The sequence below is a fragment of the Enterococcus mediterraneensis genome, assembly GCF_900604485.1.
Lineage (GTDB): Bacteria > Bacillota > Bacilli > Lactobacillales > Enterococcaceae > Enterococcus_C > Enterococcus_C mediterraneensis.
Map to the genome: position 1 here is coordinate 1,203,791 of NZ_UWOP01000001.1, position 22,071 is coordinate 1,225,861.

General features: G+C 44.7%; 21 protein-coding genes and 1 other annotated feature. Of the genes, 4 read left to right on the plus strand and 17 right to left on the minus strand.

What is annotated here, in order from left to right; all coding sequences use genetic code 11:
• Window positions 1–54: 54 nt before the first annotated feature.
• The 9 genes from EFB00_RS05855 to EFB00_RS05895 all read right to left on the minus strand — a co-directional run bounded on the left by EFB00_RS05855 (window position 55) and on the right by EFB00_RS05895 (window position 8,936).
• Entirely contained in the window at window positions 55–597 is a 543-nt protein-coding gene (locus EFB00_RS05855; RefSeq protein WP_122645945.1) for an NYN domain-containing protein, read from the minus strand.
• Complete coding sequence (rlmB, locus tag EFB00_RS05860; protein WP_241153446.1) at window positions 594–1,370, minus strand: 23S rRNA (guanosine(2251)-2'-O)-methyltransferase RlmB; 777 nt, start codon at window positions 1,368–1,370, stop codon at window positions 594–596. Before rlmB ends, EFB00_RS05855 begins: the two co-directional genes overlap by 4 nt.
• A 37-nt stretch (window positions 1,371–1,407) precedes the next feature.
• Window positions 1,408–1,815 carry a Mini-ribonuclease 3 gene (locus EFB00_RS05865; RefSeq protein ID WP_122645947.1) on the minus strand — a complete coding sequence of 136 codons (408 nt, stop codon included), beginning with the start codon at window positions 1,813–1,815 and terminating at the stop codon, window positions 1,408–1,410.
• Complete coding sequence (gene cysS, locus EFB00_RS05870) at window positions 1,812–3,221, minus strand: cysteine--tRNA ligase (protein WP_122645948.1); 1,410 nt, start codon at window positions 3,219–3,221, stop codon at window positions 1,812–1,814. Before cysS ends, EFB00_RS05865 begins: the two co-directional genes overlap by 4 nt.
• Window positions 3,218–3,748 carry a serine O-acetyltransferase EpsC gene (gene epsC, locus EFB00_RS05875; protein ID WP_122645949.1) on the minus strand — a complete coding sequence of 177 codons (531 nt, stop codon included), beginning with the start codon at window positions 3,746–3,748 and terminating at the stop codon, window positions 3,218–3,220. Before epsC ends, cysS begins: the two co-directional genes overlap by 4 nt.
• 141 nt (window positions 3,749–3,889) lie before the next feature.
• Window positions 3,890–4,088, minus strand: a binding site (T-box leader).
• Window positions 4,089–5,546: a glutamate--tRNA ligase gene (gene gltX, locus EFB00_RS05880; RefSeq protein ID WP_122645950.1), complete on the minus strand. Its 1,458-nt coding sequence runs from the start codon at window positions 5,544–5,546 to the stop codon at window positions 4,089–4,091.
• A 253-nt stretch (window positions 5,547–5,799) separates the two neighbouring features.
• Window positions 5,800–6,927 carry a PIN/TRAM domain-containing protein gene (locus tag EFB00_RS05885; protein ID WP_122645951.1) on the minus strand — a complete coding sequence of 376 codons (1,128 nt, stop codon included), beginning with the start codon at window positions 6,925–6,927 and terminating at the stop codon, window positions 5,800–5,802.
• Between the two features lie 81 nt (window positions 6,928–7,008).
• Entirely contained in the window at window positions 7,009–8,379 is a 1,371-nt protein-coding gene (gene radA / locus EFB00_RS05890) for a DNA repair protein RadA (protein WP_122645952.1), read from the minus strand.
• A gap of 35 nt (window positions 8,380–8,414) precedes the next feature.
• Window positions 8,415–8,936, minus strand: a complete 522-nt coding sequence (locus EFB00_RS05895) for a dCTP deaminase/dUTPase family protein (protein ID WP_122645953.1) — start codon at window positions 8,934–8,936, stop codon at window positions 8,415–8,417.
• Between the two features lie 226 nt (window positions 8,937–9,162).
• Between EFB00_RS05895 and proB the strand changes: the two genes are divergently transcribed.
• Window positions 9,163–9,978, plus strand: coding sequence for a glutamate 5-kinase (gene proB / locus EFB00_RS05900; protein WP_122645954.1), 816 nt, complete (start codon window positions 9,163–9,165; stop codon window positions 9,976–9,978).
• Window position 9,979: 1 nt separating this feature from the next.
• Window positions 9,980–11,224: a glutamate-5-semialdehyde dehydrogenase gene (locus tag EFB00_RS05905; RefSeq protein WP_122645955.1), complete on the plus strand. Its 1,245-nt coding sequence runs from the start codon at window positions 9,980–9,982 to the stop codon at window positions 11,222–11,224.
• Between the two features lie 83 nt (window positions 11,225–11,307).
• On the opposite strand, the gene EFB00_RS05910 is transcribed toward EFB00_RS05905, so the two are convergent.
• Window positions 11,308–11,733: a GNAT family N-acetyltransferase gene (locus EFB00_RS05910; protein WP_122645956.1), complete on the minus strand. Its 426-nt coding sequence runs from the start codon at window positions 11,731–11,733 to the stop codon at window positions 11,308–11,310.
• Between the two features lie 135 nt (window positions 11,734–11,868).
• On the opposite strand from EFB00_RS05910, the gene EFB00_RS05915 reads away from it, so the two are divergent.
• Complete coding sequence (locus tag EFB00_RS05915) at window positions 11,869–12,054, plus strand: hypothetical protein (RefSeq protein WP_122645957.1); 186 nt, start codon at window positions 11,869–11,871, stop codon at window positions 12,052–12,054.
• A gap of 65 nt (window positions 12,055–12,119) precedes the next feature.
• Here the strand turns inward: EFB00_RS05915 and EFB00_RS05920 are convergent, their stop codons facing one another.
• The gene (locus EFB00_RS05920) at window positions 12,120–12,938 is read right to left on the minus strand and encodes a ZIP family metal transporter (RefSeq protein WP_122645958.1); all 819 of its coding nucleotides are present in this window, start codon (window positions 12,936–12,938) and stop codon (window positions 12,120–12,122) included.
• Between the two features lie 377 nt (window positions 12,939–13,315).
• On the opposite strand from EFB00_RS05920, the gene EFB00_RS05925 reads away from it, so the two are divergent.
• Window positions 13,316–14,944 (plus strand): ABC-F family ATP-binding cassette domain-containing protein, encoded by a 1,629-nt coding sequence (locus EFB00_RS05925; RefSeq protein ID WP_122645959.1) that lies wholly within the window; start codon window positions 13,316–13,318, stop codon window positions 14,942–14,944.
• Between the two features lie 103 nt (window positions 14,945–15,047).
• On the opposite strand, the gene EFB00_RS05930 is transcribed toward EFB00_RS05925, so the two are convergent.
• The 6 genes from EFB00_RS05930 to rpsR all read right to left on the minus strand — a co-directional run bounded on the left by EFB00_RS05930 (window position 15,048) and on the right by rpsR (window position 22,066).
• Window positions 15,048–15,917, minus strand: a complete 870-nt coding sequence (locus tag EFB00_RS05930; protein WP_122645960.1) for a DegV family protein — start codon at window positions 15,915–15,917, stop codon at window positions 15,048–15,050.
• A 129-nt stretch (window positions 15,918–16,046) separates the two neighbouring features.
• Window positions 16,047–17,339, minus strand: coding sequence for an adenylosuccinate synthase (locus tag EFB00_RS05935; RefSeq protein WP_122645961.1), 1,293 nt, complete (start codon window positions 17,337–17,339; stop codon window positions 16,047–16,049).
• Window positions 17,340–17,546: 207 nt separating this feature from the next.
• Window positions 17,547–18,911 carry a replicative DNA helicase gene (gene dnaB, locus EFB00_RS05940; protein WP_122645962.1) on the minus strand — a complete coding sequence of 455 codons (1,365 nt, stop codon included), beginning with the start codon at window positions 18,909–18,911 and terminating at the stop codon, window positions 17,547–17,549.
• Window positions 18,912–19,131: 220 nt separating this feature from the next.
• A complete protein-coding gene (rplI, locus tag EFB00_RS05945; protein ID WP_122645963.1) occupies window positions 19,132–19,584 on the minus strand; it encodes a 50S ribosomal protein L9 in 453 nt (150 codons plus the stop codon).
• On the minus strand, window positions 19,581–21,536 hold the full coding sequence (locus tag EFB00_RS05950; RefSeq protein ID WP_122645964.1) for a DHH family phosphoesterase: 1,956 nt from the start codon (window positions 21,534–21,536) through the stop codon (window positions 19,581–19,583). The genes rplI and EFB00_RS05950 overlap by 4 nt, the downstream gene beginning before the upstream one ends.
• Window positions 21,537–21,829: 293 nt before the next feature.
• Entirely contained in the window at window positions 21,830–22,066 is a 237-nt protein-coding gene (rpsR, locus tag EFB00_RS05955) for a 30S ribosomal protein S18 (RefSeq protein WP_122645965.1), read from the minus strand.
• Window positions 22,067–22,071: the final 5 nt, after the last annotated feature.

The following is a 22,071-nucleotide window of genomic DNA, read 5'->3' on the forward strand; positions in this document are numbered from 1 at the left end:
CCCCTCCTTAATTGTTTATAGGAGGAGCATAGCAAATACTAAAACGTCTGTTATTCATTTTTTAGGCGGTTTTTTACCATTTGTGAGCTCTTTTAATTTGCGATCCAACTCTGTCAATTGATAATCAGACCAAGGAGAGTTGCGGCGAAAGTTCGTATAGCGCAGATCTTCTTGATGGCGGGTGATGGTCTCCTGTGTTTTCTTGACCGCTTTGTAAAGTTCCCGCGCCGAAGTCCGCAGTGCCCCTTGGGAGAAGATGACCCATTGTTCCGCCAGATCGCTGGTAGCGACTGTCACCTGTGTCAACGGCGTGTTCAATTCGCCCGCCACACGTTCAATATAGCTGTCAGCAGTCTCGCCTTCTTCGGTAAAGACCACTTGCAAACGATATTTAGTGTACCGCTGTGTGATCCCTGGCACAAACTGCGCGTCAAACACGACGATGATATCTAATCCTTCATATTTGGCGTAATTGGATAAAATCGTCAGCAGTTCCTCCCGGGCATCTTCCAATTTGTCTTGTTTTTTCAGTGTCACCAGTTCCGGCCACGCGCCGATCATATTATACCCATCCACAATCAGCAATTCTTTTTTCATTGCGTCACGTCATTTCTTTGCCGGAAAGCTTCATACATCAATAGTCCTGCCGCAACACTGGCGTTCAGGCTTTGGACGTGCCCTACCATCGGGATCGTCAACAATTCGTCGACTTCTTTCACCAACCCGGCGCTCATGCCTTTGCCTTCATTGCCGATGATCAATGCGATCGCACCTTTGGCTTGCCATTTTTGATAGTTGGTACCGGACATACCCGTCCCAAATACCCAAAAACCGGCTTCCTTCAATTGTTTGACCGCTTGACTCAGATTAGTCACCCGGGCGATGGGTACATGTTCTACCGCACCTGTCGACGTTTTGACGACGATTGGTGTGATACCGACTGCTCGATGTTTCGGAATGATCACACCGTCCACACCGCTAGCATCGGCTGTCCGCAAGATCGAACCGAAATTGTGGGGGTCTTCAAGATTATCCAAAATCAAATAAAAAGGATCTTTTTTCTCTGTTTGTGCCAGCAATTCATCTAAAGAAAGATATTCATAAGGAGTGATGGCTAAGACCATCCCTTGATGGACACCGTGATCGCTCATGGTCTCTAATTTTTGTTTGGGTACCCATTTCACAGGTACCGCGGATTCCCGTGCCAGTTCCTTCAATTGTTCGAACTTCTCGCCTTTGCCGTCTTCCCAAAGAAACAGTTTGTTGCCTCGCTGTTGTTTCAAAGCTTCGGTGACCGCGTGGAATCCGAACACGAAATTTTCTGCTAACTCAGCCGCTGATTCGCTGGTTTTCTTTGTCTTTGCAGGCATTAGACGTTCTTTGCGTTTGGCTTTGGGCTGGTCGTATTTATTTTGCTTTTTTTTCATTCAATTCTCCTACTTTCTTGATACACCACTCCACCAGCTCGTTTAACCGATCCTCCTGATTGGTCAGGTGCAGATACCCCATCAGCGCTTCAAAGCCAGTCGAGATCCGATACGTTGTGATATCGGCATTTTTTGCGCTGGTATAGCTCTTACTGTTGCGCCCTCGCCGATAATAAAGCTCTTCTTCTTCCGTCAAAATATCTTCTTCCATCATCTCATGGATCAATTGGGCTTGGGCTTTTGCAGAAACGTAATGGGTCGCCATTTTGTGCAGTTGATTGGGTCTGGTCTGTCCTTGCGATACCAAATAATCCCGGATATAAACTTCATAGACTGCGTCACCGACATATGCCAGCGCCAGTCCGTTCAATTGTTTGTAATCTCTCATTTTTCTCGTCTCCAACGGGTGCCTTGCGGTGTATCTTCCAAAACGATCCCTTGTTCTTTTAATAGGTCGCGGATCTCATCGCTGCGTTGGAAATTGCGTTGCGCGCGTGCTTGATCCCGTTCTACGATCAGCTGTTCCACTTCATCATCCAAAAGTTCTTCCGGTGCGAAATAAATGCCAAAGATCGCCAGCCAGTCGGTCAGCTTAGTGATCGCCGCGGTCAGGACCGCTTCAGAAGCTGCCCCTTCACTGTAAGTGTTCAGCCATTTTGCCAATTCATAAGCGATGGTGATACCATTTGCGGCATTGAAATCATCATCCATCTCCGCAATGAATCTTGTTTCCAATTCTGCCAATTCTGCTAAACGATCGGCGTCGTCAGCCAATTGCGCTTCTGCGCTTTGTTTGCGGAATTCCGCGTTTTCCAAAGTGATCCGCAAACGCTGCAAGTTCGTTGCCGCTTCTTTCAATGTTGTTTCGCTGTAACGGATCGGACGGCGATATTGAGTGGTGGCCATAAAGAAACGCAAAACTTGAGGATCAACTTCTTTGATCAGATCATGGACCGTCACAAAGTTTCCTAGGGATTTGCTCATTTTTTCGTCATTTTCGCCGATAGTCACATAACCGTTGTGCATCCAATAATTAGCGAATTTTTGACCGGTCTTCGCCTCGCTTTGGGCGATCTCATTTTCATGATGGGGAAATTCCAGATCTTGACCGCCGCCGTGGATATCGATGGTCTCTCCCAGATGCTGTGTCGCCATCACGGAACATTCGATATGCCATCCCGGACGTCCGTCGCCCCATGGAGAAGTCCAAGAGATCTCATCAGGCTTTGCCGACTTCCAAAGGGCAAAATCAAGAGGATCTTCTTTGATCGCTTGTTCTTCGCCAGTACGCTGGCTGGCGCCGATTTCCAATTCATCGATGGATTGGTCGCTTAATGCGCCGTAATCAGCGAATTTGCGGGTGCGATAATAGACATCCCCTTCTGCTTCATAAGCATAGCCTTTTTCGATCAATACCTTGATGAACGCGATGATCTCTTGGATATGATCCATCACTCGCGGATGCAGAGTCGCCGGTTTGACATTCAGTGCGGCAGTATCTTCTTCAAAGGCATGGATGAAACGATCCGCTACTTCCGGTGCCGTGATTCCTAATTCCTTTGCAGCCCGGATGATCTTGTCGTCCACATCAGTAAAATTCGATACATAGTCCACATGATAACCGCGATATTCAAAGTAGCGGCGGATCGTATCAAATGCGATGGTGCTGCGGGCATTGCCGATATGGATGTAATTATAGACAGTCGGTCCGCAGACATACATTCGGACTTTTTGTTCTTCGATTGGTTTGAACACTTCTTTTTCTCTTGTTAATGTGTTGTAGATCTTGATCATTCTGTAACCTTCTTTCCATTGATTCTGACGACCTTTGCCGGGATCCCGACTGCCGTCGCGTTAGCGGGGACATCTTGCAAAACGACTGCGCTGGCGCCGATCTTAGCGTTTTCTCCGATCGTGATGGGACCTAAGATTTGGACGTTTGTAGAAAGCATTGCACCTTTTTTAACGGTGGGATGGCGTTTACCGGTATGTTTGCCGGTCCCGCCCAGCGTCACACCGTGGAACAAAACCACATCGTCTTCGATCACAGCGGTCTCTCCGATCACGACCCCCATACCATGATCAATGAATACACCTTCACCGATCTCAGCTCCGGGATGGATCTCGATCCCTGTTATAAAACGCCAAAACTGCGCGTTCATTTTAGCTAATAGATACCAATGATGCCGATATAAAAAATGCGACCAGCGATGCCAGAACAACGCATGAAAACCTGGATAGGTCAATACGATATCCAGTGTCGAACGGGCGGCTGGATCATTTCGCTTGGCGGCCACGATCGCTCGTTTCATCCACCCCATAGCAATTCCCTCCTATGTATCTCGTAGCCCTTAAAAGGACTCGTTATAGATTTCTCTGATATGGCAAGCAAAAGAATAACCGCCGAAACTGCTTGCGAAAGTTTTTTAACAAAAAAGCGCCTTTCAAATAAGTCTCCTTATTCAAAAGACGCTTGCGCGTGGTTCCACTTTTGTTTACAGCCAGATCAGGCTGTCTTGAAATGAGTAACGTTCATTCTACGTAACCGACTTGCGCCGGTTCCACTCCCAGATGCATTTCCCAAGGTCCGCTGACTCCTCACAGCAACCGGAGCCTTTCTGAAAACGAACATTTGGTACTTCGTCTGTTCTTTGTGTTTGATTATAATACTTTATTCAAATGATCCAATGCTTTTTCTTTCCCTAACAATTCAATGGTATTAGGCAGTTCAGGACCGTGCATTTGTCCAGAAACTGCGACACGGATCGGCATGAACAGATTCTTGCCTTTGATGCCCGTTTCTTTTTGGACTTCTTTGATGGCTGCTTTGACACTTGGCGCGTCTACGACTTCCATAGCTTCCAATTTTGCTTTGAAGGCTTGCAAGACAGTCGGAACTGTTTCACCGGCCAAGACTTCTTTTTCCGCATCGTCCAAGACTGGATGTTCATTGAAGAACAATTGGGAAACTTCCAAGATTTCAGCAGCGTAACTCATTTGCGGTTGATACAAGGAAACAAGTTTTTTGACCCAAGCCATTTTTTCTTCATCTGGTTGCGCATCTACCAATCCTTCTTTTACAAGATAAGGCAGGCACATTTCTGTCAATACATCCAGATCCATTTCTTTGATGTAGTGGTTATTGACCCATTCTAGTTTTTTCGCGTCAAAAGCCGCTGGTGATTTGCTCAAACGGTTGGCATCGAAGATCTCGATCAATTCTTTTTGAGAAAAGATTTCTTCTTCTCCTACCGGTGACCAGCCCAATAAAGCGATAAAGTTGAACATCGCTTCTGGCAGATAGCCTAATTCTCGGTATTGTTCGATGAATTGCAGGATCGATTCGTCCCGTTTGCTCAATTTCTTACCGGTTTCGCTGTTGATGATCAATGTCATGTGTCCGAATTGCGGCGGTGTCCAGCCGAATGCTTCGTAGATCATCAATTGTTTTGGCGTATTGGCGATATGATCGTCTCCCCGCAAGACGTGAGTGATCTTCATCAAATGATCATCTACCGCTACGGCAAAGTTATACGTTGGCATACCATCGCGTTTTTGGATGACAAAATCGCCGCCGACATTGTCAGATTCGAACACGATATCGCCTTTGACCATATCATGGAATTTGTATTCAGTATTTTTAGGAACGCGGAAACGGATTACTGCTTCCATCCCTTGCGCTTCTTTTTCTGCTTGTTCTTCTGGTGTCAAGAAGGCGCATTTTCCGCCGTAATGAGGCATTTCACCACGTGCTCGTTGTGCTTCCCGTTCTGCTTCTAATTCTTCTTCGGTACAGTAGCATTTATACGCTCGATTGCTGGCCAATAATTGATCAATCAGCGGTTGATAGATATCTTTACGTTCTGATTGGCGGTAAGGACCGTATTCCCCCGGATTTTGCGGAGACTCATCCCAGTCCATCCCTAACCACGCCAAATTTTCCAACTGGCTTTTTTCGCCATCGGTAATGTTGCGTTTTTGGTCAGTGTCTTCAATGCGAATGATAAATTCGCCATCATTGTGACGGGCAAACAAATAGTTGAATAAAGCTGTCCGCGCGTTTCCAATGTGTAGATGTCCTGTGGGACTTGGTGCATAACGTACACGTACTTTTGTCATTTTCTTCCTCTTCCTTTGATGTCGTTTTGCAAACAATGTTCGTTCGCTGTTTTTTCAGTTATTTCAAATGAAAACAACTCAAAAATACAATCCTTCAGTTAGAATTGTACAATCAATACCGCGAATAGTAAAGTAGGGACTATAACATAAGTGATGCGTGATCAAAGATCTTACTGATAGATAGAACAAATATCTGTTCGCACCTTCAGCTTTGTACGCCTGCTTATATCATAGTCCCCTAAGAGCCCGCCTTTTACGCGTGGGCTTCTTTTTTGTCTTTGTTATCAATGCCTCGTCCCGAGTGGGCTGGTTTTGCGAAGATCATCCGTCCTGCCGCAGTCTGCAACGCGCTGGTCACGATGACTTTGATTCGTTCATTCATGTAATGTTGACCATCTTCCACGACGACCATCGTACCGTCATCCAGATAAGCAACCCCTTGCTGACGTTCCGTCCCGGCTTTCACTACCAAGACTTCCATGCCTTCTCCAGGGATCACCACTGGTTTAACGGCATTCGCCAACTCGTTGATGTTCAGTACCGGTACATTTTGGAACTCCGATACTTTGTTGAGGTTGTAGTCATTTGTTACGACTACCCCATCCAATAATTTTGCCAATTTGATCAGCTTGCTGTCTACTTCAGTGATTTCTTCAAAATCACCATCGTACATTTCAACAGAGATGCCGTCTTCTTTTTGCAATGCGTTCAGGATATCCAATCCGCGACGTCCCCGCACCCGTTTCAAACTATCTCCGGAATCGGCGATATACTGCAACTCGTAAAGAACGAAATTAGGGATCAGGATCGTACCTTCCAGAAAACCGGTCTTGGCGATATCATAGATCCGTCCGTCGATGATCACGCTGGTGTCTAAGATCTTATAGCGGCGAAAATGATCTTCGGCTTTACGCTCTAAGACCTGTTCGCTGGACTCGGTTTTTTTATTTTTTGTCGCAAAGATTTTTTTCCATTCATCGATCCGAGTCGTACCGATACGAAATCCCAGATAGCCGCACAAGATCATTAAAATGATCGGCACGACACTGTTGATGAAAGGGATCTGGATATTATACAGCGCCATCGAAATGATCACGCTGATCGTCAAGCCAATGATCGCTCCTACCGCTCCGAATAATAGATAGGTCAAGCTGAGCTCGCTTAATTTTTCCTCGATTTTTTTGATACCGGCTGCCACATGTTTAGCCAACACTAATGAGAATAAAAAGAAAATAAGGGCACCTAACAAACTGTTGGTAAACGGATTATTCAGCCATTGATTGCTATACTGATCGATCGCCCGCCAAGCCAATGGAAAAAGCGAAATTCCCAGACTAGCTCCGGCAACGACCATTAAAATCATAATAACGCGTTTTTGCATGGTCATTCCTCCTGTTTTTATTTTAAGAAAGGAAAACGCGGAATGTGCCGCTTTTTCCTCTCATGATTTGTTTCATTAAGATCAACGGAAAACTTTTTTTAGGGTTTCCGCTAATGTCGTCACGCCGACGACTTCGATCCCTTTTGGCGGCTGCCAACCCGCCAGATTGTTTTTTGGCAGATAGACTTTGGTGAATCCTAATTTTTGGACTTCTTTGACCCGCTGTTCGATGGCGTTGACGCGGCGGATCTCACCGGTCAAACCGATCTCGCCGATGAAACATTCCGTCGGGCTGGTCCCTTTTTCTTTATAACTGGACGCAATGCTGACTGCGATCGCTAAATCGATCGCCGGTTCATTCAATTTGACACCGCCGGCTGCTTTCAAGTACGCATCTTGGTTTTGCAAAAGCAATCCCGCGCGTTTTTCCAAAACAGCCATGATCAGTGAGACCCGATTGAAATCCAGACCGGTGGTAGTCCGTTTCGCGTTACCGAACATCGTCGGTGTGACTAATGCTTGGATCTCTACTAATATCGGACGACTGCCTTCCATTGCCACCACGATCGCCGATCCGGTGGCGCCTTCCAAGCGCTCTTCCAAAAAGACTTGTGAGGGGTTGGCGACTTCATGCAGCCCGTTTTCGTGCATCTCGAAGATCCCGATCTCGTTGGTTGATCCAAAGCGGTTTTTCACCGCCCGCAAAATTCGAAAACTGTGGTGCTTCTCGCCTTCAAAATACAGCACGGTATCTACCATATGCTCCAGCATCCGCGGTCCGGCGATGGAGCCTTCTTTGGTAACGTGGCCTACGATGAAGATGGCGATGCCGTTGGTTTTGGCGATCTTCAGCAATTCCGCGGTGGTCTCCCGCACTTGGCTGACACTGCCGGCAACACTGGTGATATCCGGTTGTGTCATTGTCTGGATCGAGTCGATGATCACGTAATCAGGACGGATATTTTCGATGGCACGGCTGATTTCCTGCATATCGGTTTCTGCATACAGATAAAATTCCGTATCGATAGAACCTAACCGCTGTGCCCGCATCTTGATCTGTTCGGCACTTTCTTCGCCGGAAACATACAAGACCTTGCCGCCGATCTCCGCCAACTGCTGAGAAACCTGCAGCAGCAGTGTCGACTTCCCGATCCCGGGATCGCCGCCGATCAGTACCAACGAGCCGGGAACAACGCCGCCTCCCAGCACGCGATTTAATTCCGCAAGTTTGGTTTCTACCCGCGGTTCTCGTTTTGGCACGACATCCGCGATTTTAGTAGGCTGCATTTTTTGACCGGTGATCGTGGTTCGGACACGACGATCGGTCGTATCTTGGATGATCTCTTCAGTCATTGAGTTCCAACTGCCGCAATTGGGACATTTTCCTAAATATCTTGGGGAAACATAGCCGCAATTTTGGCAGACAAATTGTGCTTTAGGTTTTTTTGCCATTTCTGCCTCCCGTATGGTTCATTCTAACATAGCTCTTACTGCTGGGGTTGATCTGAAGATCCAAAACCGCCTTGGCGTGCGGCATTCGTAACATCTTGATCCGCTTTTAAAAACGGCAGGAACAAGCCTTGTCCGATTCGTTCGCCTTTTTTGATGGTTACATCTGTCAGTCCAAAATTGATGAACTGGAACATGATATGTCCTTCATTATCTGGATTATTATAGTAATCGCTGTCGATGATCCCAACCCCGTTTGCTAAGATCAAGAAACGCTTCAGCGGATTGCTGGAACGGTTCGCCAGCTGCAAATATTCATCTTCTCCCATATAAGCTTTAATGCCGGTGGGTACTAAGACTGGTTTGATTTTTTTGTGGATCTGTTCTGAAGCTGTCAGCGTTTTGACAGCGTCAATGATCCCGGATTTCCAAATACTGGGGATCACTACCTCTTCGGCGGCTTCAAAGTCGTAGCCGGCCGCGTGATGGGTCGCCCGTTGCGGCAGCGTGATCGCTGCGTTTTGATAATCGGTGATCACTTCAAAGCCTCTTTTTTTCATGGGTACCTCCTAAAAATTTCATAGATTAATTTTAACACAATTCGGTATATATTACGGGATTTCCGCCAATTATTCTGTAAATTTGCACATTTCCTTCAAGTTTTTTTTAGAAGTCGAAATTCATTGAAAAACTATCTCAGTACAAATGATTAGAGATGAAAAAAAAGTTAAAAACAGGTACAATAGGAAAAACTATCGATATTTAAAAAAATCATGGAGTGAGAACATGCGGGAATTTTTAAAAGAGGTCCAACGAATCGTCGTTAAGATCGGGACAAGTTCACTGATCTATCCAAACGGCAATATCAATCTGGCAGGCATCGATCAGCTGGCTTTTGTTTTGACTGATCTGCGCAACCAAGGAAAAGAAGTCGTCTTAGTTTCTTCCGGTGCAGTAGGTGTAGGAATGAATAAATTACATATCGGCCAACGACCGGCAGAGATCCCCAAACAACAAGCGATCGCCGCAGTGGGGCAAGCAGAATTGATGAACATTTATAATCAGCGCTTTTCGACATACAGCCAGCAGACCGCCCAAGTACTTCTGACTCGTGATATCGTGGAATATCCAGAAAGCCGCAAAAATGTGATCAACACACTGGAAGAGCTGTTGTTTATGGAAGTCATTCCAATCATCAATGAAAATGATACCGTAGCGGTTGATGAATTGGATCATTTAACAAAATTCGGCGATAACGATCAGCTTTCTGCCATCGTCGCGCAAATTTTAAAAGCCGATCTGCTGATCATGCTTTCTGATATCGACGGATTTTATTCAGAAAACCCTGCGGTGAATCCGCAAGCTGAACGGTACACAAGAATCACAGAAATCGATGAAAATTTGATGGCACAAGCAGGCGGCAGCGGCAGTTCATTCGGTACCGGCGGCATGCACAGCAAGCTCAAAGCAGCTAAACGGATCTTAGCGAATGAACAGGCGATGATTTTGGCAAACGGCCGCAAACCGTCGATCATTTTCGATCTTTTAGCAGGAAAAGAATACGGGACGCTTTTTGCACCTGAACAACTAGAGGAGGATTAACATGACAGACTTAACGACTTTGGGGCGTCAAGCAAAAGACAGCGCCTATCATTTGGGTTTGATGGACACCTCAAGAAAAAATCAGCTTTTGACAGCGATGGCCGCCGCACTGGAAGAAAATACCGACAAAATCATCGCCGCCAACGCTGAAGATCTCGCTCAAGCGCAGCAAAACGGCATCAAAGAAACGATGCAGGATCGTCTGCGATTGACTCCCGAACGAATCACCGCCATGGCAGAAGGTTTGCGGCAGATCGTCCAATTGCCAGATCCTATCGGCGAAGTAGAAAAAATGTGGAAAAATACAGATGGACTGATGATCGGTCGGCAAAAAGTACCGCTGGGCGTCATCGGTATCATTTATGAATCTCGTCCAAATGTCACTACTGATGCAGCGGGTCTGTGTTTCAAAACAGGTAATGCAGTGATCCTGCGAGGCGGTAAAGAAGCATTTCATTCTAATCTCGCGTTGGTGCAGATTTTGCAAGACACATTGACAGAAAATCAAGAAGATCCTCACGCTATCCAATTCATTGAAGATACTTCCCATGAAGTCGCCAACGAAATGATGCGGCTGACAGATTATTTAGATGTATTGATCCCTCGAGGCGGCGCAGGATTGATCCGCCGGGTCAAAGAGACTGCCACCGTACCTGTCATCGAGACCGGCACCGGCAACAATCATGTTTACGTAGACAAAGATGCGCAGATCGACATGGCGGTGAAAATCGTCCGCAACGCTAAAGTACAGCGCCCTTCTGTATGCAACGCCGCTGAAACGGTTTTAGTCCATCAAGACATTGCGGAAACGTTTTTAGCCGCTCTTGAAGCAGACCTTGCGCAACAAGTAGAGCTGCGGGCGGATGAACGCAGCATGACCTATTTGGATCAAGCGGTTCCTGCCCAAGAATCAGATTGGAAAACAGAATTTTTGGATTATACATTAGCTGTAAGAGTCGTGGACTCGCTAGAAGAAGCGATCGCCCACATCAATCGCTACAATACGAAACACTCAGAAGCTATCGTAACAGACAACTACTTTGCTTCTCAGAAATTTTTGAAGGAAGTCGATGCGGCGGCAGTCTATGTCAATGCCTCTACCCGCTTTACTGACGGCTTCGTCTTTGGTTTCGGCGCGGAGATCGGCATCTCTACTCAAAAACTCCACGCTCGCGGGCCAATGGGATTGGAGGCATTGACCTCTACAAAATATATTATTTATGGCGATGGACAGATCAGAGAATGATCAAAAGGAGACCTCAAGTCTGAATCAGAAGTATGATTGATAGCGGATCTATCAAACTTCTGCTGGACTTTCAGGTCTCCTTTTTAAATTGTTTTTTTCAAGCTTTGACAAGGTACGCCGTCTTCCAGATAGACTTCTCCATAAGGCACATACCCCAATTTTTGATAGAATGGTAATGCCGTCAAATCAGCGTGGATGACGACTTTTTTTAATCCCTGCGCCTTGGCATGGTCTTCCAAAGCATAAATGATCTTGCTGCCTAGATGCTGACCGCGATATTCCGGCAATGTGGCGATCCGAGTCATACGTGCGGCATCTTCTTCTTGTAAAAACCGCCCGGTAGAAACCGGTTTGTTGTCGTCATAAAGAACGGCATAAACTGTCTCATCCAGATCATTGTCATCAAATTCTTCTTCCAGCGGGATCTTTTGTTCCAATACAAAAACCTGCATCCGAATAAAACAGCTGGCGGCACGCTGCCATCGTTGTTTTCCTACAACTAATTTCATTTTCCTGCCTCCTCATAGTTCTTTTTCTTATCATACCAAAGTCTGACAAATCCCGGTATCAGAATACTTCCCCAGACCGATGGCAGAGCCGGCCTTTTTTGTTATGCTTAAAAAAAAGGAAACGAGGAGAATACCATGAATAACCAATCCACACTTTATAAAGTTTTAGCATTTGTCGGCTTTTTAGTCATTGCCAGTTTTTTATTAAAAATTGTTTTAGGTCTTGCCGGTTCCCTTATCTGGCTAGTTTTCAAATTCGGGATTCCTTTGGCCATCATTTACTTTGTTGTCCGTTGGTTGTCTGATCGCAAGCGCAACTAGGTTAGTGGATCTAATATACAAAAAAACTAGGACACACAGCAACAGCTGCGGTTCCTAGTTTTTTATTATCCCAACGCCACATCTAACATCATCATCACTACAAATCCCAACATCGTTCCAAAAACAGCGAAATGCCGCTTACTGGAAGTAGTTTGTTGGGCTTCTGGGATCAACTCTTCCACGACGACATAGATCATCGCTCCTGCCGCAAACGCCAAGGCGTAAGGCAAGATCGGGGTCACCCGCGTAACTAGCAACGCGCCGATCACTCCAGAGATCGGTTCCACGATCCCTGATGCTTGTCCATAAAGAAACGATTTGCGGCGGCTCAGTCCTTCTTGTCTTAAAGGAATCGAAACAGCCGCGCCTTCCGGGAAGTTTTGGATACCGATCCCTATCGCTACCGAGATCGCCGCCAGCACGGCAGCCCGTGGATCAGGCGCACTGGCTGCGGCACCAAAGGCTACACCCACCGCTAAACCTTCCGGAATATTATGCAATGTGATAGAAAAAACCAGCAAGATCGTACGTTTCAAGTGACTGGGCAGACCTTCTTTTTCTTTATTGGGTCCAAAATGGACGTGGGGGATCGTTTTGTCCGCCAGATACAGGAACAATCCTCCCAACGCAAAGCCGACGCTGACAACCAGCCAAGGGATGTCGCCATTTTCTTCCGCGCGGCTGATAGCAGGGTCTAAAAGTGACCAAAAGCTGGCTGCGATCATGATCCCTGATGCGAATCCCAGCATCAGATTCAAGATATCTCGCTTGATATTTTTGAAGAAAAAGACCAATGCAGCCCCTAAAGCTGTCATAAAATAAGTAAATCCAGTACCGACCAATACCTGTTGCCAAGCATCCAAACTCATTATCCAATCAATCATCAATTATCCTCCCATAACGCTTTTTTTCACTTTAACACAGCTCTTTCAGAGATACTAACGCTTTTGCTTCCACAAAAAATGCGACGGATTTTATTCCATTTATCAGTTGTTTTTATAAAAAAAGCATAAGTTCTCTAATCAAATATTTTTCTATTATATAATTTTTATGGTATACCTAATAAATTTATTTGTCAAAGTAAACTTGTGAAAACAAACGTCTTTTAATCGAAAGTGTTCGCTATTTTCTATTATAAAAAAATGAAATGATTCTTCTTTCTTTAGAATCTGTGAATTTCCTTAAAGTTTGTTGAAACTTCTATTTTTCCTCGTTATAATGCTAGGAGACTTGACAATAATATAAAAAGTGAGGATTCCCATTGATTACAGTAAGTGATGTAAGTTTGCAGTTTTCCGATCGCAAACTTTTTGATGACGTAAATATTAAGTTTACCCCTGGCAATTGTTATGGCTTGATCGGTGCGAACGGTGCCGGCAAATCGACATTTTTAAAAGTTTTATCCGGCGAGATCCAACCTTCTACCGGAAATGTGGCTATCGGTCCAGATGAACGGATGGCCGTATTGAAGCAAAATCATTTCGACTTTGAAGAATACACCGTGATCGAAACGGTCATTATGGGCCATAAGCGCCTTTATGACGTGATGAAAGAAAAAGACGCCATCTACATGAAAGAAGATTTCAGCGATGAAGACGGTATCAAAGCCGCTGAATTAGAAGGCGAATTTGCAGAATTGAACGGTTGGGAAGCTGAACCGGAAGCGGCTGTCTTGCTGCAAGGATTGAACATCTCAGAAGACCTGCATCAGATGCAAATGAGCGAACTGACTGCCGGACAAAAGGTCAAAGTCCTGCTGGCGCAAGCTTTGTTCGGTCATCCTGACGTGTTACTTTTAGATGAACCTACCAATGGACTGGATATCCAATCCATCAATTGGCTGGAAGAATTTTTGATCAATTTTGAAAATACCGTGATCGTCGTTTCCCATGACCGCCACTTCTTGAACAAAGTATGTACCCACATGGCGGACTTAGACTTCGGCAAGATCAAACTTTATGTCGGCAACTACGACTTTTGGCTGGAATCAAGCCAATTAGCAACGAAATTGCAAGCACAGCAAAACGCGAAAAAAGAAGAACAGATCAAAGAATTGCAAGAATTTATCGCTCGTTTCAGCGCCAATGCGTCAAAATCAAAACAAGCGACTTCTCGTAAAAAAATGCTGGAAAAAATCACATTGGATGACATCCAGCCTTCTTCCCGCCGCTATCCATTCGTCGGTTTCAAACCGAAACGGGAGATCGGCAACGATCTTTTGCAAGTGGAAAATGTCAGTGTGACTATCGACGGTAAGAAGATCTTAGACAACATCTCATTTACACTGAACAAAGATGACAAAGTCGCATTTGTTGCTAACAACGATATCGTGACAACGACGCTATTTAAAGTATTGATGGGAGAATTGACACCTGATACCGGAACTGTCCGTTGGGGCGTGACTACCAGCCAATCCTATCTTCCAAAAGATACATCCAAAGAATTCGCTAATGAATTGACGATCCTCGACTGGTTGCGGCAATACGCATCAAAAGAAGAAGACGACAACACATTCTTGCGAAGCTTCTTAGGTCGGATGCTGTTTTCCGGCGAAGACGTTTTGAAACCTGTGAACGTCCTTTCCGGTGGCGAAAAAGTCCGCTGTATGCTTTCAAAAATCATGCTTTCAAAAGCCAATGTCTTAGTCTTGGATGATCCTACCAATCACTTGGATCTGGAATCCATCACCGCATTGAATGACGGCTTGATGTCCTTTACCGGCTCATTATTGTTTGCTTCTCATGACCACCAATTCATCCAAACCCTTGCAAATCGCATCATTGCGGTTTCCGACAAAGGCGTGGTAGACCGCATGGATACTACGTATGATGAATTCTTGGCAAACGAAGACGTCCAACAACGAGTAGCGGTATTATACGGACAAAACTAAACAACTTTTTTCTCAGCTAAAACAGAAACAGGCTGTCTTTCGATTTCAGAAAGACAGCCTGTTTTTTGTACAAATAATACGTTTCTTCATGATAAATAAGTGCTTAATCTTTACGGACCGTCCCAAATGAAAACACTGCGATACAACCGTAACCGGTATGGCTGGCGATGGTAGGTCCCAGTGGCAGAAGTTTCAAATCGCTGATAGTGATTTTTTGCTTCAATAATTCAGCAACTTTTTCCGCGCTTTGGCGATCCCCGGAATAAGCGATATAGATGATCTGATCTTCTGTTGAAGTCAGATGGTTGATCGTTTCGTCTGCGACTTTCTGCAATGATTTGTTGCGGCCGCGGACTTTGTCGACATTTTGCAGATGGCCGGATTCGTCTACATGGATGATCGGTTTGACATTCAATAGTCCGCCCACTGCGGCTGCTGTTTTAGAGATACGTCCGCCGCGTTCCAAGTGTTTCAAGTCATCTACGGTCACCCAAGAATGCAGACGCATTTTCGCGTCTTCTACCCATTCAGCCACCTCGTCCAATGTCTGTCCGGCAGCTTGGCGTTTTTGTGCTTCGATCACTAATAATCCTTCACCGGCACTGGCAGCCAATGTATCTACCACCCGGATCTGAGGTTGTTCATATTCTTCTTCTAAAAGAGCTACGGCTTGCAGTGCGCTATTGTAAGAGCCGCTCATACCGGAAGAAAACGCCAGATATAAAATCGGGATCTTCTTTTCTACGTATGGACGGAAAAATTCCACGTAGCGTCCGACATTGATCTGACTGGTTTTTGCTTGATGATTGGCCTTTATTTTTTCAAGAAAATTTTCATAATCAAATGTTTTTCCGAGATCATCGATATATTCTTTCCCATCCATCTCGACAAACATGGGGATATAGGCGACCCCAGCTTCTTCTAATAGTTGAAAAGGAATGTCACAGCAAGAATCAGTGACTATTTGATACATAAAGTTTGCCTCCTTTACACATTTATTTTTTATTTTATCACAGAATCCTTCTAAAAGAACGCAAAGAGTGGATGATTCCACTGTTTCTGAGAATCATCCACTCTTTTGATCAGTTTAACTAACGGTGGTTTAAATTTGTGCCCAGACACTTTCTAAAATATTTGTTTGATTTCGGTCTGGTCCAACAGAAAATGTCGAGATCCGTACGCCAACCAGTTCAGAAACGCGGCGAACATAGTTGCGGGCATTTTCCGGCAATTCATTCAATGTCTTGCAGCCAGTAATGTCTTCGTCCCATCCTGGAAGTTCTTCATAGACTGGTTTGCAGCGGTTCAATTCTTTCAAGCTGGCTGGGTAATGATAGATCAATTCTCCATCTAATTCATAAGCCGTACAGATTTTGACGGTCTTTAATCCGCTCAAAACATCAATGGAGTTCAATGAAAGATTCGTGATCCCGGAAACACGTTTTGAATGACGCATCACAACAGAATCAAACCAGCCCACCCGACGAGGGCGTCCAGTTGTTGTTCCATATTCCCGTCCAACTTCGCGAATGCGTTCGCCGACTTCATCAAAAAGTTCTGTTGGGAAAGGTCCATCCCCGACACGAGAAGTATAGGCTTTGCAGACTCCGACGACTTTATTGATTTTTGATGGTCCTACACCGCTGCCGATGGTCACACCGCCGGCTACTGGATTAGAGGATGTAACAAATGGATACGTTCCTTGGTCGATATCCAGCATGACTCCTTGCGCGCCTTCAAATAAAACCCGTTTTCCAGCGTCCAACGCATCGTTTAAAATAACAGAAGTGTCCGTTACGTATTTTTTGATTTGTTGTCCGTATTCGTAATATTCTTCAAAAATGTCTTCAAAAACAAGCGGTTCGGAATCAAACATTTTCACGAATTGACGATTTTTTTCTTCTAAGTTGATCCGCAAACGTTCTTCGAAGATCTCTTTATCTAATAGATCTGCGATCCGGATCCCTACACGGGCAGCTTTATCCATGTAAGCAGGTCCGATCCCTTTGATGGTCGTACCGATCTTGTTCTCACCTTTTGCATCTTCTTGCAGTTGATCCAATTTGATATGGTAAGGCAAAATCACGTGGGCACGGTCAGAGATCCGTAAATTATCAGTATGGATATGGTGTTGTTTCAGATAATCTAGTTCAGTAACCAACGACTTAGGATTGACAACAACGCCGTTTCCGATCACGCTGATTTTTTCTTTATAAAAAATCCCTGATGGAATCAAATGGAGTTTGTAAGTGACCCCGTCGAATTTGATCGTGTGGCCAGCGTTATCGCCTCCTTGATAACGAGCGATGACTTCTGCGTTTTCACTTAAAAAGTCTGTGATCTTTCCTTTTCCTTCGTCGCCCCATTGTGTTCCTACTACAACTACTGATGACATTCGAACACCTCATTCTTTTTAATTAATCCTGAATCATTGTACCAGTAATTCTACCGCACTTCAACCAATTATCGAATATTATTTTGTTTTTTATGTTTTTAAAAAGCAAAACACGAACATTATATAAACATTGTTCTTTATGTTCGTTTTTTTCTGTTAAGCAAAAACTGCCGGCGATACAAAAAGATCGTCGGCAGTATTCTGGAACTAAAATTCTTCCCTTGGTGAAAGTGAAGAAAATTTGTTGTATTCTTTAATGAACAATAATTCGACAGTGCCTCGTGCACCGCTCCGGTTTTTTTCGATGATGACTTCCACGATGTTGTCATTGTGGACTTCTTCATCCGCGTCTTCATCATTTTCCCGTTGGTAATAATCATCCCGGTACAAGAAAGCAACGATATCCGCATCTTGCTCGATAGAACCCGATTCCCGGATATCACTCAACACCGGCCGTTTGTCTTGACGCTGTTCCACACCCCGAGACAGCTGGGACAACGCGATAACAGGAACTTTCAATTCTTTCGCCAATTTTTTCAATTGTCGAGAGATCTCAGAAACTTCTTGTTGGCGGTTTTCCCGTCCGGTCCCTTCGATCAGTTGCAGATAGTCGATCAGGATCAGTCCCAGATTTTTCTTTTCTTGCGCCAAACGACGACATCTTGCCCGGATCTCTGAGATCTTGATCCCGGGTGTATCGTCGATAAAGATGTTGGCCTTGGACAAACTACCCATCGCAACGATCAGATTGCGCCACTCTTCTTCTGTCAATTGACCGGTCCGCAGATGGCTGGCCTCGATGGAACCTTCCGCGCAAAGCATCCGCCGTACAAGGGATTCCGCCCCCATCTCCAAACTGAAGATCGCCACGGAACGATCGGTCTTGGTGCCGATATTTTGCGCGATATTCAGCGCAAAAGCAGTTTTCCCGACAGCTGGACGCGCCGCTAAAATGATCAATTCTTCTTCTTGCAGTCCCGCCGTCATTTTATCCAACGCTGGATAGCCGGTAGGCAGACCTGTGATCTCTTCATTGTTTTGCGCCAGCATGTCGATATTTTCGATCGTCTGGGTCAGCACATCGGAGATCATCTGGAAACCGCTGCTGTTGCGGCGTTCGGAGACCTCCAAGATCTTTTTCTCCGCGTTTTCTACGATCGCTGAGATATCGCCGCTTTGCTCAAAACCTTCTGTAACGATCTGATTGGCCGCGTGGATCAGATTGCGCAATAGCGCCTTGTCACTGACGATCTTGGCGTAAAAACCGATACTGCCGGCATAGGGTGTGATCTGACTTAATTCTACTAAATAGCTGACACCGCCGATGTCTTCCAAGGCATTGCCTTTTTCGATCTCCGCCTTCATTGTAACCACATCGATGGCTTCATTGCGATCGCTTAGATTGATCATCGCTTGAAAAATGAGCTGATGGCGCCGTTGGTAAAAATCTTTGGCTTCGATCAACTCCATTGCATTGATCAACTCATCCGGTTCAAGAAAAATCGCACCTAAAACGGCTTGCTCTGCTTCGATATCTTGCGGCGGCATCCGATCTTGCCATACTTCATCCATCTTATTCTCTCCCAAATTCATTTCAGTCTATTAATTCTACAAGATATTCAGCTAAAGTCAATATAAGGCTGGGACATAAGCGGCAAAGGCGATATCCGACAGCTCTCTTTGAAAACTTTCTTCTGGTTTTCAAACAGCAGGCATACGCCCAATGTCATCTGGATATGTTTATTTTGCTTTTACTAATGTCCCAACCTTGATGTGTTTGTTCCAGTTCAGCTTATTGTTCTGCTACATGGACTTTCAAAGTAGCTGTCACTTCTGTATGAAGTTTGACCGGTATTTTCGTATAACCTAATGTCCGAATCGGATTTGCCAATTCGATTTTGCGTTTGTCGATCTTGATATCATATTGCTGTTTCAACGCTTCCGCGATCTGTTTAGATGGGATCGAACCGAACAAACGGCCGTCCTCACCGGCTTTGGCTTTTATTTCGACGACTGTTTCTTCTTTTTCAAAGAAATCTTTCAATTTTGTCGCTTCTTTTAAGATCTCTTGGTCATGTTTTTCTTGCGCTTTTTTCTTTCCTTGCATCTCAGCAAGACTTTCTTTAGTAGCTTCTTTGGCTAAATTGTTTTTCAATAGGTAATTTTGGGCATAGCCGGTCGGTACTTCCTTGACTTCCCCTTTTTTTCCTTTACCTTTGACATCTGATGTAAAGATTACTTTCATTCAGCAGTCCTCTCCTTCACTTGGTCTAACTCATTTAATTCATTATATAACATTGCTTTCACTTCGTTAACTGTTTTTCCCGCAATTTGTGTGGCAGCATTGGTGAAATGTCCGCCGCCTTCCAATGCCTCCATGATTTTCTGGACATTGACTTTCCCGTTGCTGCGGGCGCTGATCCCCACCTTGCCGTCCTTACGATTGGTAATGACAAAGGCGGCTTCCACACCGTTCATGGACAGCAGCGTGTCAGCTGTTTTTGCGGCAGTCACACTGTCATAGAGTTTTCCTTCCGCTCCTGCCGCCACTACGATACTGCTGGTGATGAATTCGCTGTATGCCACCAACTCGCTGATTTCCAGAAACGATGTCAGATCCGTACTCAACATGTACTGGATGATCCCGCTGTCTGCCCCATTGATCTTCAAATAGCTGGCGACATCGAACGTCCGGCTGCTGGTTCGTATGGTAAAACTCTTAGTATCGACGATCATGCCGGCAAGCAGCAATGTCGCCGTGATCTTATCCATTTGTTTTTTGCGGCTGCTTTCATATTGGATCAGTTCACTGACCAATTCCGAAGCTGACGAAGCCGATGATTCGATATAGGTCAAAAGCGGTTTCGATGGGAATTCATCTCCACGGCGGTGATGATCGATGATCACGACTTTTTCAAATTTTTCATACAAAGGCTGTGAAATAGATAATGACGGTTTATGATAGTCCACCATCACCAGCAAGCTTTCTTTGGTGATTTGTTTCAACGCCTGGTCTACCGTGATCAACTTGGCTTCTAACTCTTCATGCTTATGGATCTCTTCCAGGCAGCGCTCTACATCAGGGATCAATTCATTCTCGTCGATCACGATATAGTTGGTTTTTCCTTGAAAATCAGCTAGACAAGCGACACCAAATGCAGAACCGATGGCGTCCATATCAGGAAAACGATGCCCCATGATATAGATATCATTATGCTCATTAAAGATATTTTTCAACGCTGTGCTCATAGCACGAGAGCGAACACGTGTTCTCTTCGCTGTGCCGGCAGTCGTACCACCGAAAAATTTAGGTTTGGTATCTTCACTGGAGGATTTAAGGACTGTTTGATCCCCACCTCGCACCAATGCCATATCCAAATTATTTTGCGCCACTTCTCCGATTTTGGCCAATGATTCCGTACCATAAGCGATCCCCATGCTGACAGTCAGAGGTAGCGGCTGGTCTTCAGTAGCATTTCGGACCCGCTCCATTAAGGAAAATTCTTCATCTTCCATCTTCTTGATGTCCTCTGCATGAGCTACGAAGAAATAGCGTTCAGCATTCAATCGTTTATAAAAAATATGATACTCATTGATCCAATCAGATACGATCGTGGTCAATAGGGAATTGAGATAAGAAATCTCTTTGTCACCCATTTTATCAATAACATCTGTGTAGTTATCGATAGCAATGATACCGATCGCAGGCTGGATCTGACGTTGTTTTTCTTTCGCTTTTTCTTGATCCGTGATGTTATACAGAAAAAGGATTCTTTTCGTGCGATCCAAAGAGTAGGTAAGGGTGTCTTCAGGCAAACGCAGTAATCCTTGGTCTTTTTCCTGATCCAACAGCCCTACTAGATACTTCTGCCAAGTATCTTGATCATATTTATCCAAAAGCTGCAGCGCATTTTGGTTCATCCACTCCACAGTCTTCTGTTCATTATAGATAAAGATCATTGAAGGCGATTTATCTGATAGATACTGGGAGTTGTCTTGTGCGACTCTCGCTGCCATACGGATCTTTTCTTGATCGCTGATTTTCTGCCAGCGTCGCAAGCGGATATACATTTGGAAAAGAAACGCGTTGGCAACGATGAGGATGCCGACTGCGATCCATTTATTTAGAAATAAAAAACTGAGTATCTGTAAAATACAGACCAGTAAAACAAATTTCCCAAAAGTTTCTTTTTTCATAGTAAACTCCTTGTCAATCACTCACACTTTATACTCTATTTTATCACAACCGGCATGTAATAGCGATTTAAGAAAATGTTCCACGTGAAACATCCTATTTGAAAAAATTATCAGTTTCCTCACTTCAAAAAATCGATGACAGGAATTTTGCCCTTGTCATCGATTCATTCAAAATATAAAAAATCAGTTATTTTATAATTTTCTGGCCTACGGATATAAAACGTTAAAAATAACAAAAACCATAAAAAAGATGGAATGGAGATCTGCTGATCTTCATTCCATCTTTGGATTTATTATTCTTCGCCTACAAATGGTAGTAAGCCCATGATACGTGCGCGTTTGATCGCAACAGTTAATTTACGTTGGTTTTTAGCACCAGTACCTGTCACACGACGTGGCAAGATTTTGCCGCGTTCTGAAATGAAACGTTTTAATAATTCAACGTCTTTATAATCAATGTGTTCGATATGGTTTGCTGCAATATAGTCTACTTTACGACGTTTGCGTCCGCCTCTTCTTTGTTGTGCCATCCTAT